This is a genomic window from Desulfobulbaceae bacterium (genome assembly GCA_015231515.1).
Classification (GTDB): Bacteria; Desulfobacterota; Desulfobulbia; order Desulfobulbales; family VMSU01; genus JADGBM01.
This window is the reverse complement of sequence record JADGBM010000002.1, coordinates 48,180-64,582: the sequence shown is the minus strand read 5'-3', so window position 1 is coordinate 64,582 and position 16,403 is coordinate 48,180. Positions and strand designations below refer to the sequence as shown.

Annotated in this window: 18 protein-coding genes; 3 read left to right on the top strand and 15 right to left on the bottom strand. The window is 43.2% G+C overall.

The features are described from left to right. Both HQK80_00795 and HQK80_00790 read right to left on the bottom strand, forming a co-directional pair. On the bottom strand, positions 1 to 204 hold the full coding sequence (locus HQK80_00795; protein ID MBF0220760.1) for a hypothetical protein: 204 nt from the start codon (positions 202 to 204) through the stop codon (positions 1 to 3). A 19-nt stretch (positions 205 to 223) separates the two neighbouring features. Continuing rightward, the gene (locus HQK80_00790) at positions 224 to 1,531 is read right to left on the bottom strand and encodes a hypothetical protein (protein MBF0220759.1); all 1,308 of its coding nucleotides are present in this window, start codon (positions 1,529 to 1,531) and stop codon (positions 224 to 226) included. A gap of 180 nt (positions 1,532 to 1,711) precedes the next feature. Here HQK80_00790 and HQK80_00785 point away from each other — a divergent pair, with 180 nt between their 5' ends. The 3 genes from HQK80_00785 to HQK80_00775 all read left to right on the top strand — a co-directional run bounded on the left by HQK80_00785 (position 1,712) and on the right by HQK80_00775 (position 5,534). Further along, on the top strand, positions 1,712 to 3,337 hold the full coding sequence (locus HQK80_00785) for a response regulator (protein ID MBF0220758.1): 1,626 nt from the start codon (positions 1,712 to 1,714) through the stop codon (positions 3,335 to 3,337). Between the two features lie 258 nt (positions 3,338 to 3,595). Then, entirely contained in the window at positions 3,596 to 3,979 is a 384-nt protein-coding gene (locus HQK80_00780; protein ID MBF0220757.1) for a hypothetical protein, read from the top strand. Next, positions 3,954 to 5,534 (top strand): ATP-dependent Clp protease ATP-binding subunit, encoded by a 1,581-nt coding sequence (locus HQK80_00775; GenBank protein MBF0220756.1) that lies wholly within the window; start codon positions 3,954 to 3,956, stop codon positions 5,532 to 5,534. Before HQK80_00780 ends, HQK80_00775 begins: the two co-directional genes overlap by 26 nt. 64 nt (positions 5,535 to 5,598) lie before the next feature. Here the strand turns inward: HQK80_00775 and HQK80_00770 are convergent, their stop codons facing one another. The 13 genes from HQK80_00770 to HQK80_00710 all read right to left on the bottom strand — a co-directional run bounded on the left by HQK80_00770 (position 5,599) and on the right by HQK80_00710 (position 16,238). Next, positions 5,599 to 6,078 (bottom strand): response regulator, encoded by a 480-nt coding sequence (locus tag HQK80_00770; protein ID MBF0220755.1) that lies wholly within the window; start codon positions 6,076 to 6,078, stop codon positions 5,599 to 5,601. Positions 6,079 to 6,099: 21 nt separating this feature from the next. Then, positions 6,100 to 6,543 carry a hypothetical protein gene (locus tag HQK80_00765; protein MBF0220754.1) on the bottom strand — a complete coding sequence of 148 codons (444 nt, stop codon included), beginning with the start codon at positions 6,541 to 6,543 and terminating at the stop codon, positions 6,100 to 6,102. 5 nt (positions 6,544 to 6,548) lie between these two features. Next, the gene (locus HQK80_00760; protein ID MBF0220753.1) at positions 6,549 to 7,112 is read right to left on the bottom strand and encodes a hypothetical protein; all 564 of its coding nucleotides are present in this window, start codon (positions 7,110 to 7,112) and stop codon (positions 6,549 to 6,551) included. 37 nt (positions 7,113 to 7,149) lie between these two features. Beyond that, positions 7,150 to 7,923, bottom strand: a complete 774-nt coding sequence (locus HQK80_00755; GenBank protein MBF0220752.1) for a hypothetical protein — start codon at positions 7,921 to 7,923, stop codon at positions 7,150 to 7,152. After that, positions 7,920 to 8,597 carry a hypothetical protein gene (locus HQK80_00750; GenBank protein MBF0220751.1) on the bottom strand — a complete coding sequence of 226 codons (678 nt, stop codon included), beginning with the start codon at positions 8,595 to 8,597 and terminating at the stop codon, positions 7,920 to 7,922. Before HQK80_00750 ends, HQK80_00755 begins: the two co-directional genes overlap by 4 nt. Before the next feature lie 2 nt (positions 8,598 to 8,599). Continuing rightward, positions 8,600 to 10,189: a HEAT repeat domain-containing protein gene (locus tag HQK80_00745; GenBank protein ID MBF0220750.1), complete on the bottom strand. Its 1,590-nt coding sequence runs from the start codon at positions 10,187 to 10,189 to the stop codon at positions 8,600 to 8,602. 83 nt (positions 10,190 to 10,272) lie between these two features. Further along, positions 10,273 to 11,217, bottom strand: a complete 945-nt coding sequence (locus HQK80_00740) for a hypothetical protein (GenBank protein MBF0220749.1) — start codon at positions 11,215 to 11,217, stop codon at positions 10,273 to 10,275. Further along, entirely contained in the window at positions 11,210 to 12,202 is a 993-nt protein-coding gene (locus tag HQK80_00735) for a hypothetical protein (GenBank protein ID MBF0220748.1), read from the bottom strand. The genes HQK80_00740 and HQK80_00735 overlap by 8 nt, the downstream gene beginning before the upstream one ends. Positions 12,203 to 12,206: 4 nt before the next feature. Next, the gene (locus HQK80_00730; GenBank protein MBF0220747.1) at positions 12,207 to 13,070 is read right to left on the bottom strand and encodes a hypothetical protein; all 864 of its coding nucleotides are present in this window, start codon (positions 13,068 to 13,070) and stop codon (positions 12,207 to 12,209) included. Positions 13,071 to 13,187: 117 nt separating this feature from the next. Next, complete coding sequence (locus tag HQK80_00725; protein ID MBF0220746.1) at positions 13,188 to 13,586, bottom strand: hypothetical protein; 399 nt, start codon at positions 13,584 to 13,586, stop codon at positions 13,188 to 13,190. A gap of 112 nt (positions 13,587 to 13,698) precedes the next feature. Continuing rightward, positions 13,699 to 14,769, bottom strand: a complete 1,071-nt coding sequence (locus HQK80_00720) for a rod shape-determining protein (GenBank protein ID MBF0220745.1) — start codon at positions 14,767 to 14,769, stop codon at positions 13,699 to 13,701. 118 nt (positions 14,770 to 14,887) lie between these two features. Then, complete coding sequence (locus HQK80_00715; protein ID MBF0220744.1) at positions 14,888 to 15,394, bottom strand: hypothetical protein; 507 nt, start codon at positions 15,392 to 15,394, stop codon at positions 14,888 to 14,890. A 172-nt stretch (positions 15,395 to 15,566) separates the two neighbouring features. After that, positions 15,567 to 16,238, bottom strand: coding sequence for a hypothetical protein (locus HQK80_00710; protein ID MBF0220743.1), 672 nt, complete (start codon positions 16,236 to 16,238; stop codon positions 15,567 to 15,569). Between the last annotated feature and the right edge of the window lie 165 nt (positions 16,239 to 16,403).

The following is a 16,403-nucleotide window of genomic DNA, read 5'->3' as shown; positions in this document are numbered from 1 at the left end:
TTATGCCTGACTTGGCTCTTGATCCATGTCCATGTCATCGTAGTCTTCATCCAGGTCATTGTTTGGATCCATAAATTTGTCGACATTATCCGAAACCCTACGTCTGATGGCGTCAACCATTTTAGGATTTGTCCGGTTCAATATTTCGTAACCTAAGGCGCCAAAAAAAACCCCGATAAACACTCCTGCTAAAATACCTTTCATGTTGTTCTCCTGAATACTGTTATTCTTTAATCCCGCTAGTTTGCTCGGACATTGAAGCACTACTGTCATCGGTGCGAATTGTCTCGATCTTTCTGGTAAGAAAATCAAGTTGTTCACTCAACCTGGCCAATGTACTGTCTTTTTGGCTGGATGAAAATGGTTTTAATGATTCGGCAGCCTCTTTGGGGAGATCAATGGGTGCATTTGCATTAGGCGAAGCTGAATCTGTCCTATCGTCAAAATGCTCAAGAAGCATATCAGTTTTTTTGCTCAAGAGTCCAATGCTGGCGTTGATGGCGGACAGATCAGTCTGTTGCTGAGCCTCAATTGCAGATTTAAGCTGGGACAGTTTGATGATTTTACTGTCAATTTCTTGCAGAAGGCTTTTTAACTTCTCTTCAAGTCTGAGGGCCTCAGAAGCAAACTCTGGCCCGGGTACTTCCAGTTCAGGTGCTACAGGTCCGTTAGCTGACAAAACTCCCGGTGCCGGGTCGTAGTTTTGGGTCGGCAGTGTTGTGATTTGTTCAACCGGGCTAAAGGTCTCTTCCTGGCTGAGTTGTGGCTCAAAGAGTTGCTCTGGCAGGTCCTCTACGGGCACGTTTGTCTGAAATGAGGTGTCAGTGGAGTTGTGGATAAAACCTAAGATATTCGGTACGCCAGCCCTGGATAACTCATAGGAGCTCAGATAGAGGGACAGGGCTAGAAAGGCGGCTGCCCCTATGAACACATAACTGTGGCGTTCTCTGGTAAATATACTTCGTATTTGCAGTGTGATGTAGGTGAGTATGCCAACGGGCAGGAGCAGTGAAACGAAAACAAAAAAGGGCTGCAGGAAATATGGCCAGTTTGCAAAAAATGAAACGTCAAGAATGGCTTGCTGAAGAGTAAGATCGTACTTCATTCCAACCACCAGCGGAATAGAACAAAAAAGGCTGCACGCAAAAAAGGTTGCGCTGAGGGGCAGTTTTGTTCTGAAAAACAATATCGAGCTGACTATCAAGCTGACGGCAGCAATCAGTAACGAGAAAAAAAGTTTGTAATAGGAAACCCCTAACAAGGTAACGGTGGCTAAAGGGGGCGGCGATTTGAACAGAAAAACCAGCAGCACCGGCAAGGCAAGCACCGGTGTCAGGATGGCAAGCATGAAAAAAATTAAACGCTGGCCGAGGGCTGTTGTCGATTGGGGGGCAGCTTCTGACATGACAGTTGATAGTCTCTTCAAGGGTGGTTCTTTAAGGATACTCTCATCAAAGTCCGGGGAATCTTCGGCGTCTGAATCGACGTCTTCAGAACCATTATTTTTTAAAAAACACGGTCGCATCTGCACCCTTTAGTTTGAAAGTCTTAATAAAATTGAATAATTACTTCATTATTGCTTATAATCAAATATAAACTGTTGATTGTCAATTAATAATAGCCGTGAGGCTCCTCTTGACGCTTGAAACAGCTTTTTTGTTGTGTTGTCAAATTGTGAACCACTGAACCTGCAAGCCGGGCGCTACACACTATGGAAGAAAAAATAAAAATTCTTGTTGTTGATGATGTCCCCGTGAATCTGGATTTACTTATGGCAATAGTTTCATCCGTTGAGGAATATGAGGTTACCAGTGCGGGAGACGGATTTAAGGCTATGGACATAATTCGTCAGGAGCCGGTAGATATGCTGGTTACTGATCTCATGATGCCCGGTATGGATGGTATAGAGCTGGCCAGACAGGCAATTGAATATAATTCCGCAATTAAAGCCCTGATGGTTTCTGCCGCTGATACAGCCGATCGGGGTCTGATCGTAAAGGCTATGCGGGTTGGGATATCAGACTTTATTCCGAAACCAGTAAACCTTGATGAATTATTGCTAAGTCTGCGGCGGGTGGCGCTGCAGGTAAGAAAAGATAAAAGGAGTGAGGAAAAACAGCAAAAAATTTCACTTTATTTTTCGGCTATGGAACAGAGTGTTGTGTCAATCTTACTCACGGATTCTAAAGGAAATATTGAGTATGTTAATCCTTTTTTCTGCACCCATTCCGGGTACAGTTTTGAGGATGTTGTCGGCAAAAATCCCCGCTTATTGGGTGATGAGACTGAAACTCCTATTGGTTTTAATCTTTGGAACCATATTCGCGAGGCTGGTGAATGGCGCGGAGAGTTTAAAAACAAAAAGAAAAACGGTGAGTTGTATTGGGAGTCAGCCGTCATTACTGCGGTGAAAAATGATGCTGGAGAAGTCACTAACTTTGTGATCATTAAGGAAGATATAACTGAGAAGAAAAAATGGCAAAAAGATCTTGATGATCAGCAGATTATACTTGAAAAATTAGTTAAAGAACGAACAATTCAACTTGCCGATACAAATAAATATCTCAGGGATGAAATCGCAGAACGTGAAGAGATACAGGCCCTTCGTGAGCAAGAGAATCTGTCGGCCATGAAACAGGACAAGCTTGCTTCTTTAGGTGAGATTGCCACCGGCGTTGCCCATGAGATAAATCAGCCACTGACTTATATAAATACTGTTCTGCAGGTGAGTCTTGAGAAGTTTCGGAACGGACAAGTAGATCCTGAAAAATTTATCAAAAAATTTGAACGTGCTAAGTATCAAACCGACAGGATTACCACCATTATAACCCACCTCCGTGCCTTTGGCCGTGCCGATGACGATGTGATCCTCCCTGTTGACCTTGTTAAAATTATGGAAAATAGCCTTATTCTTTTGAGTGAAAAACTGCGGCTTCGCAGTATCACCCTGAACAAAAAGTTTGAAGAAAACCTGCCATTGATTAACGGCAACAGTAATAAACTGGAACAGCTTTTTATTAATTTTTTTCAGAACAGCATCGATGCTCTAGATGAAAAAGTGGAAGGCACAATAACAGTTTCCATGACCAATGATACCGAGGCTGGCACTGTTGTTTTACAATTCAGTGATGATGGTAGCGGAATGAGCGATGAGGTACGTGAAAAAATCTTTGAACCTTTTTTTACGACCAAGGAGGTTGGCAAAGGAACAGGCCTTGGTATGGCCATTGTGTTTGGTATCGTACAAGTACATAAAGGGACGGTTGTCTGCAGCTCACAACCGGGTCAGGGCACAACTTTTACCGTCACGTTTCCAGCGATTTCGTCCGGGATGTAACAGTGTAATTGGGCCATGGCAATCTCCAAATATATTCTATGTATTTGCTTTATAATTTATAGATTAATTCCCTTTCTGTCAAAGAAAATTGCTAAAAAGTGTTAGGTGTGGAAGTTTGGATCAACTTTAATATGGATTCAACTTTAATATTGCAAATGCCAAGAGCAGTTGATAAGTTATATCAATATAAAAGTAAGTTTCAGTAGTCACCTTATAAAAAAAGAAAGTCAGTAATCACTATAAATAAAGGTAAAAGCTATGGGAAATGGATGGCGATACAGATTGCAGCATCTTGGGGATGCTTTTGCTGATATGCTTGAGGCAACTGTGGTGGCAGCGCGGCGCAGTGCAGCCGGCATTGTGATAGACTTGCAACTTCACGATCTGGAAAAGAAAAAGGGTAAGGTTGCGGCTCGCATAGGCACTCGTATTATTGAGATGCGGGAGGAAAACCCTGATTTTTTGGTATACGATGCCTTTATCTCTGAGTGTTATGAAGAACTCGATCTTCTTCTTGACCGCATTGAAGCTTGTTACGAAGATAAAAAGACAGCCAGGGAACGATTACGCCGTATTCTGGATCGTTTAGCATTCAGATGTACACCGGAGACTTCCTATGAGGACAACTATTCCTGCGGTTGATCCGGAAACCATTTTACTCCGTATTAACGAGTCCAACTCCCAGGCATTTACAGATATTTCGTTTGGGGTCGATGAACTGCAGGTAATTTTCTCCAGGGCAGGCCGGACCCCAGTTACACCACTCATTGTCAGAAAAATAGAAGAGAAAGCCAGTCGTGAAGGCTATTTGTTAACCGATGCCAGATCGGTTCTTTTACTGGCTGCCAAAGAGATGCTTTTAAATTCGTCAAAGCATCTCACCCTCAACGGCAGACGCCTTGGCGACTCAATTACACGTGCATCTGGCCCGTTGCAGGCCCCGGCATCCTCGACCCGAACAGTAAAATCTCAATCTCCTGTTGTTTCCTATTTTTATTCACTTTCTGATGAAATTAACAAGGTTAAATCACTGGCCGAGCAGGCCGGTATGGTACCCTTGCTCTGGAACAGTGCCGCTGGATTTCAAAGTGAACATTTATCCAGACATTTCCCTCTGCCTGCCCAGGAAGAGTTGATTGATTGCCGCACCCTTGAAGATGCTTTCCGTTCAATAATTATTCAACCCCGGAACAAGGTTGCCTATATTTTTGAAGATATCCATCATTTTCTGGGCGAGAAGACAAGTATCGGTCCTGGCTATGGCGCGACCCGTTCCCTGGTGAAACAGCTGTATCGCGCTTTACAGCACAGGGATGAAAAGGTGTATTTTTTTATCCCTTCATCCTATGAAATGCCCACAGAACTTGCCGGTATGGTTTCTGAGCATGACTTTGACGAGGGTGTTCCCAAGCGGACACTCGATCGCTATGGAATAGAGTTGACTTCTCCTGGAGTTCTGGCAAAGCTGAACCCAGTTGTCGGGATGGAACCAGTGCTTGAGAAAGTGGTTCAGACGTTGACCCGTATGGAGGCTAACAACCCCCTTCTTGTAGGCCATCCTGGTGTTGGTAAAACGGCAGTAGCTGAAGGATTTGCTTTAATGTTGTCTCGAAATGAAGTGCCGTCTTTCCTGCAAGGCAGAATTCTCTACAATCTGTCACTTACCAGCATGGTGGCTGGAACCAGGTATCGTGGTGAAATGGAAGCGAGGCTTGAAGCCCTTCTTGATGAAGTGAGACGCTGTCGGGAACAGGTTATTCTTTTTATTGATGAGATCCATGGTTTGCTTGATGCTGGCATGGCTGAGGGCGGATTTGGTATTGGCGATATTTTGAAACCTGTTCTTGCCAGGGGTGAATTTCCACTGATTGGAGCAACTACTTTTGAGGGTGCCAAGCACCTCGGACTTGATACTGCCTTGTCTCGTCGATTTAATACAATAACTGTCCTGGAACCGACAATGCCCCAAGCTTTGAAAATCTTACGAGGTGTTCGGGCACGTTTTGAAAAGCACCACGGAGTTCGAATAGGCGATGATGCCTTGTCTGCAGCGGTGCGCTTAAGCGAAAAGAGTAATCCGAACCAGCACCTTCCTGGCCGGGCGATTGCGGTGCTGGACAGTGCTGCTGCCTACTGCCGCATGAAGGGAAAAACGTCGGTACATGAAATGGATATCATCAGGGAAACACATGGTTAGGGTGCTGTGTCGCAGGGTAATCATGAGGAAGAATGGGAGTTAAATCTTGAGTGCGGCAGTCAGCTCAAATCTTCAGTGACTCCATCATTTTATTAAGTTCCTTGCGGTAATCATCCAGCTCGCTTTCAGCATCTTCCCGTTTTGAAACCTCTGAGGTGAGTTTTGTCTCAACCTTTTTGAGGTTAATACACGATTCCACCAGAGAGCGCAGTTCCTTGATGTCGAATGGTTTACGTAAAAAAGTCCTGATGCCGAGATCGTAACATTTCTCCATATCTTCCGCATCGCCATGCCCGGTGAGTACGATGACTGAGAAGGGGTCTTCAGGCTTGACTTGAAGTTTTTCAAGAAATTGAAGGCCGTTCATTTTTGGCATACGAAGATCGAGTATAATGAGAGCCGGTTTGTGCTTATTATAAAGATCGATTCCTTCTCCGCCGCTAAAGGCATCTATAAATTCGTAACCTTCATCTTCAAGGGCATCCTCGATACTCTCGTGGACAATCTCCTCATCATCAACTATCATTATTTTTACTTCTGCCATTGCTATGTCGTCTCCAGAAAGTTAGTCACGATGCCATTCTAATTCTGTGTTTTTTAGTAACATTCTTCGTGTATCTTTATCTAAGCCCAAAAAAGATGGGGTAAAATCAATATAGAGGTCTAGGGTAATCTCTGTGGAACGATATCGGCTGCTTCGAGCCAATAAATTAGTAACTTCCTTAATCCCCGTTTCAGTAAATTTATATTGTAAAAGCACCTCATCTCTGTTGCCGTCCACCGAAAAAACCAGCTGGATAGTGTCAGCAATATTATCAAGAAAGAGGAAGGTTATATCGTTACGCAATACTTGATACTGTTCTTCACTGATAAGTCCATACGATTTATATATCGGTAGCAACCCTCGCTCAGACTGTCTGGCCAACTCCTGTCGTTTAAGAAATAACAGTGAGACAGGCTCGTTGTCGGTAATCCTTGATGTGGCGGTAACGTTTCTTTTAACATTCACAGGTCTTACTCGGGGCTTGTTTTTGTGCCGCTGAGGTGGATAGAAACTTCCATACGATCTTCAGCCTCTTTAAAAATGCGGTACATCTTTTTCAAAATCTTATCCTGTCCCATGACATCGGGGAGCCTGTCCTTTTTTTGTGCGCTTATTTCAGAAATTCCATCGCCAACAGAAATGAGGCGCTTCTGCATAGCAGCCTTCTCATTTTCGATATTTTCAAGCTCCCGTTCCATTGTTTCAATCATAACAGAACTGGAGTTGGTATCATTTTGGACAGCTTTAAGTTTTAGGCGGTTCTGGTTAATGCTGTCAGCTAGTCGGTTTCTTTCAAAGCTGAGCTTTTCAATCTGTTCAAGCTGGGCGTCACGCTTTTCTTTATAGGCGTTGATCGTCTCGTCACTGCTTGTAATTGCGAGACCAGCCGTTTCCAATATTGAAGCGAGAGATTGAATCTCTTCCTTGTACTGCTCATTTTCAGCAATAAGCTGACTTCGCATGCTTTTTAATTCATGTAGAGTACGAAGAAGTTCTACCGGGCTGGCTGGGTTATTGTCTGTTGTGTCAATCATAATGGTATAACTCAAAAAAACTCGACTAAATTAATTACTAATGTCTGGAAACTTCACTGAGGATATCCTGGGCTTCCTGAAGCTCTCTCAGTAGGGAATATTTCTCTTCCATTGCTCGTTGACACTCATCTTGAAGACGAATGATTTTTTTCTGATAGGTAACTTTTTCGGCTTTGAGTTGGTTAATCTTTTGATCCTGGCTGTTAGCCTTTTGTCGCGATGCATTTTGGCGCGATTCAAGAAAAGTTACCTCTGAAACAGCATCATTCTTTTCCATCTCCAGCTGCACAATCTCTTTACGATAGGCCTCAATTGATTTATTCATGGCGTCAATTTCAGTGTTGAGACCATGAATGTGATTTTGAGAAGTGGAGCGCTCTTCAATAAGCTGATCCATTTCCATCTGCATTTCACGCTTAGACGGCATTTCAGCTTCAAGTCTGGCAACTTCATCAATGAGTTTGACTTTTTCTTCTTTTAACTCAGTAATAATTTGCTTTGAGGTATTCAGATCCTCTTCAAAAATGGCATTCATGGAAAGAACCCTGTCTAATTGGGCCTCCATGTTGTTGATAATTCCTGCCATGTCCTGAACAGTTTTTTCAAGATCGACGCTATACGTAGCATCCTGAAGGCTCGCAAGTCCAGTTATCTCGGCAATATATGGTGATTCGACATTTGTATCGTGGATATATTTACGAGTAGGTGCATCAATTGATTTGGCTGGAACTCCTGCCCTGACGCTCGTTGTAACCGTTGAAGCAGAGTGTGTATTACCACTCTTTTTCGGTGTGGAAGTTGCTGTGCTCATGAAGTTCTCCCTTTCCCCTTATAATAGGCTGTTTTGACATGGTGCTCAATGGCATGCAGCCGTTCACTCAGGCTGAATAGGGCCTGGTTTGCCGACTCAATTTGATCAATAATGCAATTCAATTCTTTATGTTGTTGGGGCACATCCCCTTCAAGGGAGATCATTTTTTCAGCCCAGATATCAACCTCACCACTGACAAAGCGTATCTGTTCAATAAGAAGACCTAACTGCTGCATGTTGCCAAGATAAATTTTTTCTGTGGTCTTAAGTTCATTGTCAATCTGCTTTAGTTCATCCTGCATGAAGGAAATTTCTATTTCAAGGTCATTCTTTTCTGCAAGGGCGTTAAGGTGCTGTTCTTTAAGACGATCTTCCTGTTCAATAGAAAGGCTTTCAACTTGTCGTTTTTTTGCGGCTTCTGACTGCAAAAACTGAAGCCTTTCATAGAGCGCCAGGTTTTCATGCTCCAGTTCTTCGAGCTCAGAGGAGATTGAAAGTTTTTCTTCATAAATTACCTGCGGTTCTTCCTGCGAAGGAGACAACTCTGAGAGCTGTTCGAAAAGTTTTTCTTTTCTCTCCAGCCATGTTGAAAGGCGCTGACGTATTCTATGAGGCAAATTCTTTTTACGAATAGCCTCTTTTTTCTTCTGCCAGTCTTGTTCGGTTCTGATCACGCTTATTTGCCTTTAGCTTTACTGTTTGTTTCGGTTTTGTCTTTGTTACTGTCTTTAGAGGGTTTATCCTGCTCTGCTGTTTCATCTTTTGCAGAAGTTGTGTCGTTTGCGGCCTTTTTGTCAGCGGCACTATCTGCGTCTTTGTCTTTGTCCGTTGTTTTTTTAACATCAGCCACTTCTGGCTCATTGGTTTCAACTGTTGCAGCGGGTTCTGCAGGCTCAGGATTTGAAGCTATTTTGGGTTCTGGCTCAGATTCGGATGCGGGTTTTTCTGCCTTAGAAACTTTAGATCCTGTTGGTTTTTGATCATCTGTAGCGCCTATGATAAATGGTTTTGACTGACCGCTTGCCCTGACTTCCTGCCACCATTTTTTCATCGAATCAATAATTTCAAGAAGTTCGTCACCTTTAGCGCTGAGATCAAAGGCAACCTCTTGACCCGATATAACCTTGATGGCATCGAGGGCTTTTTTTCGTACCTCTGTACTGTCATCGCGCAGTTGGCGGATGATTGGCAGCATGCTTGCAGTATCTCTGATGTTTGCCAAGGCGGAAACAACTGCTTTTCGTACTCGTTCATCTTCATCAGTAAGACACTGGATCAGGGCAGGAACAGCTTTGCTTTCATCAAGCCAGCCCAGCAATGTGGCACCGGTTTTACGAACCTCAGGGTTAATGTCGCTTAATGAATCGATAATTTGTTGGCGAACATCTTTATCTTCTGGGGCAAGTTTATAAAGACCGCGCAGTGAGGTGATACGAACGCGGGCACTCGTATCACGGGCAGACTGACGAAGGACATCAACACTGCTTGGGTCGCCAAGGGAGATCAGGGCGTTAACAATCTCGGTGGCCAAGTGCCCTTCAGCCATGCCGATAGCAGCGTGAAGAACAGGGACTGCAGCAATGTTTTTCATCTTTCCAAGTTCTGCTGCAGCTAGCATCTGGATCTCGGCTTCTTTATCAAGTAAATCAGTGGCGACATTGTCAAAGACTGCACGATCAGATGCCGTTTCAAAAGTACCATGAATAAGTGCTTCTTTTATGGCGTTGTTAATGTCGGCTGTTAACTGGCTGGCATCACCGCGTTGTTTGCCTTTGCGTGCCCGACCGGCCATAAGAGTTGCACGACGATATCCATCATCTTCTTTTTTTCTGGCTTCTTCGGCGGCACGTTCTTCTTCAAGACCGGCAATACGACCACGCATTTTTTTTACTGAATTTTCATAACCATGAATTTTTTCAAGGAGCTCTTTAACTGTCCCAGAGTTACTAATTTGGGCTTCATCACCATCAGTTTCTGTTAGCCTTGCGCTTGCTTTGCCTATTTCGTAATAAACTGATTTAATTTTTTGCTCATAGTCTTTGATAGATTTAAGTAACGTGTCACATTCCCGCTGATAGGCCTCTGAAGTGGCAGACGATTTTTTTCGAAATGGCATTCCCGACAGTTTCTTGAATGTATTTCCAAAAGATCCAGTTAGCTTAGCGCCAGCATCAAACGAAACAACCACTGCATTGCCGCATGTGTTTAAAACAGAGGCGATCCCTCGTAATACTGCTGAACGTTTTTTTTCATTACTACCTGACATTTATAGTCTCCTTTTGAATCGTAACTGCTGAAATATATCAGTTTGTGATTTTATTTAATGTATAACCTTATCTGGGTGACAATTTATATGCTGGCTAGATTTTCTTCAAATTCACTGAAAATAGAGACATAATCCTTGATGCCGTTTTCAAGGCTGGTATTAATCGTCTTGACTTCATTATTGATAAGTTGAACTGCTTCCAAAGCATCTTGTTTTGCTTCTAAGCTTAACTTGTCTTCTTCAAATTGTAATAAAAGCTGATCAATGTAAGCCTTAGGGTCTTCCAGCGCATCAATCCGTTTCTTGGTATTTTTGAGTTTATCGAGCTCTTTCTCAAGGGCCTTTTTGTCCTCTTGCTTTTCCTTTATAGTTTGCTCCAACAGGGGAATATCATCAGAAAGCTTCTTTTCTTGATTGGTAAGGGTTTCTAAAAGAGTGCCGACATCATCATTCTTCTGAATGAGACCTTGGAGATTTTCAGCACTTTTGTCCATTTCATCGGTTGCATAGCCAAGTGCGGCTGTGAAATCGGTGTGAAGTTTTGCCATGGATAAAAAACAGTTTACTTTCTCTTCCTGGATGTCGAGATTCTTCTGCTGGGCTGAATTTAAAAGATTTTTGGCCAGTGGGATAGTTTGTTCGCTCAGGTCATTAATTTCCTGGATCAGAATCTCTATGGTCTCTTTATTTTTGCCCTTTACCCGCTGTCTGCTTTGTTCTGCAATACTGTTGAACCTGGCGTATTCGTTAGTTAAAGTTTGTTTGGCCGAACGTAAACGGAGTAAGGTTTCTGAAGGCTCTTTAGCGGTGACTTCCGCATCGCGGATCTGGTTTTGAAGTTTTTTTAGTTTATCGTTTAATGAGGCGACTTTTTCGGCGATGAAGTTGGCCTGAAGATTAATCTTACTGGTTTCAGTAACATAGTGGGCCTTTTGTTTTCTTGACCCCATTAAGGTGGCAACTTCCTGCATAACAGAAATGATTTCATTTCTGGTGTAACGCGACCGTATGACAGAAGAATCAGCCATTGAGTTCCTCCGTTTCTTTAAGAAAAACACTCATTTTAAGCTCTTCAAGTCGTAGTTTCATCTCAAGCTTGTTACAGGCGAGAAGTGAGTCCTTTAAGTTAGTATTTTCGGCGTTTACAGTGTTTATTAGAGCAGTTCTCTTTTGCGTAACGGCATTGCTCTCTTCAATAATCTCATAATAAGTCTGATAACGCTGCTGAAGTTCATAAACCTGCTTTGTAAGGGCAGTGATATCGCGATCCAGTGAAGCAATTACATCGTTTTTACTACTACACTCGTCTTCGAGTTTGGTTATATGTAGCTGAGTTTTCTCAATGCTTTTGTTTCGGGTGTTGATACTGGCACTGTTTTCTTCACTTTTTGCGTCAGCTTGCTGCTTGTTATCAAGCGCGCTGCGTATTTTTACACCAATGTTGTTTACATCGTTTATTAGCTCAGTTGATGATAGTTTTTCGGCCTCGATAGCGGGCTGAGTGCAAGGGACAATATGTTCGAAGATATCGATTTCAGCCTGGAGTGCGCTGATAATTTCAATGCCGTTTGAGAGGTCTTCGCACTCTTTTTTTAAGACGCAGTGTGTCTCTTCAGCTTCTTGAGCTGCTTTTTGGGTAGTGCTGAGCTCTTGGCTAAGAGCTAATTTTTTTTCAAGAAGTTCATTGATTTGACCTTCCTGCTTGCGGCACACTTCCTGCCAACGATCAGTTTCAAAGGTTAAAGTTATTAATTTATCCTTGAGGCCGCCGAGTTCGTTTCTCAAACGAGGCACTTCGATTTTAGCTGCTATCTCATCGGATAAAAGTTTTTTCAGGTAGCGACTGCTTTGGTTGAAAAGGTTTTCAGCCTGTTTCAACTCATTTTGAACTTTGATCAGTCTTTCAGCCGCATCATCGCAGCTCTTTTCTGCCTCAACAAGGTGCAGGTCAACTTTATTGCCGGTTCGACCGGACTGAATACAGTCGGTTATTACGTGTCGGAAATTAGGCATGCTCTTAACTTTCCATGTTGTCCCAGGCCCGCTGGAACTGCTCTAATTTATCCTGCATTGCCTCTTTTTCAGATACTAAAGAAGCCTGCTTTTCGGAGAGTTCAGCTATTTGATTCGACAATGAGTTCTTGATTTGTTCTTTCTCGTCTTTCATGTTATCGACAGCAGCTTCCAATGTTAAAACATTTTTGGCTAAGGCGTCGCGTTCTGTGGTAAGATCGCCGTTTTGCTTTTTAAGTATCTCGATAGCTGAAAGATCTTTGTCGGCCTGCTCTTTTGCTTTTTTGTTACGATCCTCAATGGCGTCTTTATGACTTTCATTGCGCTTTTTAAGCTCGGCACTGTGTTTTTCGGCCGTTTCTGCGATCTCTTTTTTTAACGACTTCTCAACGTCTTTTGAGGTCTCAAGTTCTGCAGTCAGGGCCTGTATTTTTTTCTCATTACCTTCAACGTCTTTTTCAAGGCTGCCGACACGTTTAACCAGTACTTCTTTTTCTTTTTTTAAGTCATTATTTTTTTTGGTGAGGTCCGTTACGGCACGGCTGTGTTCCTCTTTTTGAACCACCATCTCCTTTTTCATGGCAAGAACAGATTCTTTAGCATCGAGCAACGCAACCTCTGCTTTTTCTTGAGCGTCCTTGGAATCTTCCGCCTCTTTGGCCAGGCGAACCTTCTCGTGTTCTAACAGGTCAATATGATCGTTAAATTTCTGCAAGACTTTTCCATGGGCAGCCTGAGCAGATTCAATAAGGTTTTCAACGGTACGTTGCTTAACCCGTGCTGCCGCTTTGACTTTGGCAAGCGCTTCATGTACCTGTGCGACAATGTTTGCCTGGGATGCAGGTGTGGTTGCAGACGTTTCAGTCATGTATATTTCCTAGTCGTATACGGCGGCGGTAAGATTAATGAAGGGGGCTTACTTGCCGCTAATTGACAAAATGCCAAAGGACACTCGTTTAATTTCGCAGTTTGTAAAGCGTATTAATTATGCTGGTGCTGCTGCCATGTCATCGGGGAAAGAGTCTTCTTCCATAACAGCAGTAGCAGCTTTAATTTTACCTCTGATGCGGTCAAGTCGCTCTTCGCGCTCATTAATCATATCTTCGAGTTTTTGATCTGCACCGTCGAATTCGCTAAAAAGTGTTGTCATCTCTGTGTCATCGGCAAACAGATCAGCGGTATCTTTGCGCAGAGTAACTACGCGTTCACCGATGCGGTAGACGACATTGTTTCTATCCCGCTTGGCACCATTAATGTGACGTGTTAGCCAAATGCCGCGGAAGCCCTTAGTGATGTTGCATCCGAAACCTTCAATCATTTCAACTACAACGTCGCCAAAATGTTCAAGTTTGTACCTGAGGTCTCTTTCCTGTTGGTCTTCCATATCTACTTCCCCCTTCGATGAATAAATGTTACGCGGTGGTTGTATCTCTATTTTTGTATTACTACTGTTAATACAAAAAAACTCTGATTATAGTATTGATGGTTTTCCCTGGTTATTTTGATACAAGTGCTGATGATTCAAGCTCTTTCCAATACTCTTCCGGCATATCCTTGCATAGCATCAAAGCGCCGTTTGCTCCGGCATAGAGCGGTTCTTCAACTTTACGTACCTTTCCTGAGCCAAGGTGTTCCTGCATATACTTCTCTATCTCTTGCCGCAGGCCAATCATCTGGCTGCCGCCACCGGCAAGAATGATGTTGGCTTTTAACTCTTCCTGAAACTCAGGATCAAACTTGGCAACCAATGCTTGTATACCTTCGACTATGTCCGGCACAATGGAGCGGCATGCCTGCTTGACCTCGTCAGTGACATCAAGCTTTGTGGGCTTGCCGTTAATCGGCAGAGTTATTTCAAGCACCTCACTCCGAGAGGTAATGGTTGCATTGTCTTCCTTGAATTTTTTGATCATGTTCACGGAGAGGTTTGCTTCCGGATATTTGGCAGTAATGAGGTTTAACAGGGCTTCGTCTATAGCGTTTCCTGCTTTATGGGTGGTAATCTGATCCTCTTCATTTGGGAGGGCCCCGCTCATACGGCACAAGTCGACTGTACCAGCGCCAATATCAACAACAATGGAGTTATGCAAAATGTTGAGCCCATAGGCAACACAGAAAGGTTCTGAGGCTATCATTACCGATTCAACCAAACCTTTCGACAAAGTCATCAGCGATTTTTTGTTTTTTTTGCTCGCTAAGGCAGGAGTACCAATTACGGCTCGTATCTTAGTAGGAATAGTCTGCTTGTCGGGTGATATCTGAGTAAGAAGATACTTGAGAAGTTCCCTGGCGATGGATACTGCCTTCTGATAACCCTCCGGGTCCGCCTCGTCATCAGTATACTTGAGAAGACCGCCTTCAAATGGCCTGAAGATATTTAATGCCATCCGGTTTTTTATGGCCTCATCGCCATAAATGGCGTTGCTGCCCAGAAATTTTTGAGATATGGCATCCTTGGGATAGCCTATACAGCTTGCCACATATGTCCGTATTCCGTTGTCACAGGCGATAACACTCCTGGATGTTCCTAGATCAATGCCTACGTTTAACAATCTGTGCTCCCTCATAGTGTTTTCCTTGATTGTTTTTCCATAATTGCCCAGGCCTACAACGCATTACTACCGTTTTGTTGCCTGGGATTGAGTTTTTATGGTTTCAGCTTAAAAAAAATATTTTCAAAGCTGTTTAGTCGTCAAGGGTGTGCTTACTGTCTTCAAGAACAGCGCGCAGCAGCATATTTTTTTCTTTACTTGGTTTCTCTTTAAAGTCGTCTGCAGTTGGGTGCTGTACCGAACCGGAGAAAGACAGTCCATTTTTTTCAATATTTGCAAGGCGCTCTTCAATTCGTTGCATTGAACCCTGTAATGCCGCAATGGATTTCTTGTCAAGGTGGACAGGGACTCCTCGTTCGCCGACCTCGGCAACCTGTCTTGCTGTCCAGGTGAACGGACGAACAAGACTACTTGCTTGTTTCCCTAGTTGCTTAAAAGGCTTAAAAAGGGAGTTGAGGCTTTTTATGGCACTTTTGCTGGGGCACGCAGCAGTAGTAACACCACTGAACGACCTGCTGCCGCGCTCGAATACGCTTGATAGCACGAGTGAAGAATATTCAAAGGTGGCCGAAGTATAGCGGCCAATATCTTTTAGTGCTGAAGCATCTTCCGGATAATATGTTTCACTTGTGATTTTCATATCTTGCCTCCGGTTTATCGTCCAAGGCAATGTGGAATTGAACTGATCCGCACGGCTGGATGAAAGTTAAGAAAAACATTGATAAATATTTGCAACATTGTATTTGATCGTGGCTTCATATGCAATTGAAAATAGTAGATCTACGACTCTATTTTCGTATAATCCGCAAGAATCATTTGGGCTTTTTGGTTAATAACGAAATTATCTCATTTTTGGTCATAGAATCGTTACAGGTGATCGATTGTTCCTTTGCTATTGCCAACAGCTCATTTTTGAGCATTTTATTCAATCCGGCCGGAGTGTATTTGTTTCCAGCTGGAATAGTGGGAGTCTTTGCAAGTGCTTGTTTGTGCGTAGTTTTGTTTTTTGTTTGTTTCTGTTTGGTCGATGATTGGCTACTTTTTTGTGCAGCCTTGGGAGTTTGTTCCGGTTCAGCTGGTGGTGCTTCAGAAAGAGTATCAGAATCCTGTTTTTGCTCTGGGGTATTAAGTGTTGACAGCTTCTTTTCGAGAAGGGCGATAATCCGCTTTAGGGTTTCAATGTCGTCTTGTATTATTTTGACATTGGCAGTTGCCTCCTCAGACTTGTCGGCATGATATATCTCACTTCCCAAGCTGGTGCATAGCCCTTCGAGGTCGGATCTATACTCTTGTATTTGTTGAACAATTGCAGCACTTTGCTGATGAGTGTTTTTGCCCGACGCTTTCTTTGTTGCACCGGCCAGAAAGGAAAGAGGCGCTGCGCAGGTATCATAGGCCGCTAACAGAGTACGGCCGCAGAGATTAAGGGGTGCCGAGATTGCTTTAAAGACCAGATTTGATTTACATTTTTTTTTGGTTGCCATAATCATCTCCTTACGCGATAATTCTGTATCTGTATCTGTATCTGTATCGGCAAAAACTACCAATATCTCCTTATTTTCTTTATATAATATTTTTTCTGTTTGCAACAGTTAATTCGTTGATTAATTCGTAAAAGCGAAAAGGTGAAATTTACCCAGGACACTCGA

Bases quoted from the DNA above. Each gene is read 5' to 3' on its own strand.
- HQK80_00795 (MBF0220760.1), bottom strand. From the start codon at position 204: ATGAAAGGTATTTTAGCAGGAGTGTTTATCGGGGTTTTTTTTGGCGCC.
- HQK80_00785 (MBF0220758.1), top strand. From the start codon at position 1,712: ATGGAAGAAAAAATAAAAATTCTTGTTGTTGATGATGTCCCCGTGAAT.
- HQK80_00780 (MBF0220757.1), top strand. From the start codon at position 3,596: ATGGGAAATGGATGGCGATACAGATTGCAGCATCTTGGGGATGCTTTT.
- HQK80_00775 (MBF0220756.1), top strand. From the start codon at position 3,954: ATGAGGACAACTATTCCTGCGGTTGATCCGGAAACCATTTTACTCCGT.
- HQK80_00770 (MBF0220755.1), bottom strand. From the start codon at position 6,078: ATGGCAGAAGTAAAAATAATGATAGTTGATGATGAGGAGATTGTCCAC.
- HQK80_00760 (MBF0220753.1), bottom strand. From the start codon at position 7,112: ATGATTGACACAACAGACAATAACCCAGCCAGCCCGGTAGAACTTCTT.
- HQK80_00755 (MBF0220752.1), bottom strand. From the start codon at position 7,923: ATGAGCACAGCAACTTCCACACCGAAAAAGAGTGGTAATACACACTCT.
- HQK80_00745 (MBF0220750.1), bottom strand. From the start codon at position 10,189: ATGTCAGGTAGTAATGAAAAAAAACGTTCAGCAGTATTACGAGGGATC.
- HQK80_00740 (MBF0220749.1), bottom strand. From the start codon at position 11,217: ATGGCTGATTCTTCTGTCATACGGTCGCGTTACACCAGAAATGAAATC.
- HQK80_00735 (MBF0220748.1), bottom strand. From the start codon at position 12,202: ATGCCTAATTTCCGACACGTAATAACCGACTGTATTCAGTCCGGTCGA.
- HQK80_00730 (MBF0220747.1), bottom strand. From the start codon at position 13,070: ATGACTGAAACGTCTGCAACCACACCTGCATCCCAGGCAAACATTGTC.
- HQK80_00725 (MBF0220746.1), bottom strand. From the start codon at position 13,586: ATGGAAGACCAACAGGAAAGAGACCTCAGGTACAAACTTGAACATTTT.
- HQK80_00720 (MBF0220745.1), bottom strand. From the start codon at position 14,769: ATGAGGGAGCACAGATTGTTAAACGTAGGCATTGATCTAGGAACATCC.
- HQK80_00715 (MBF0220744.1), bottom strand. From the start codon at position 15,394: ATGAAAATCACAAGTGAAACATATTATCCGGAAGATGCTTCAGCACTA.
- HQK80_00710 (MBF0220743.1), bottom strand. From the start codon at position 16,238: ATGGCAACCAAAAAAAAATGTAAATCAAATCTGGTCTTTAAAGCAATC.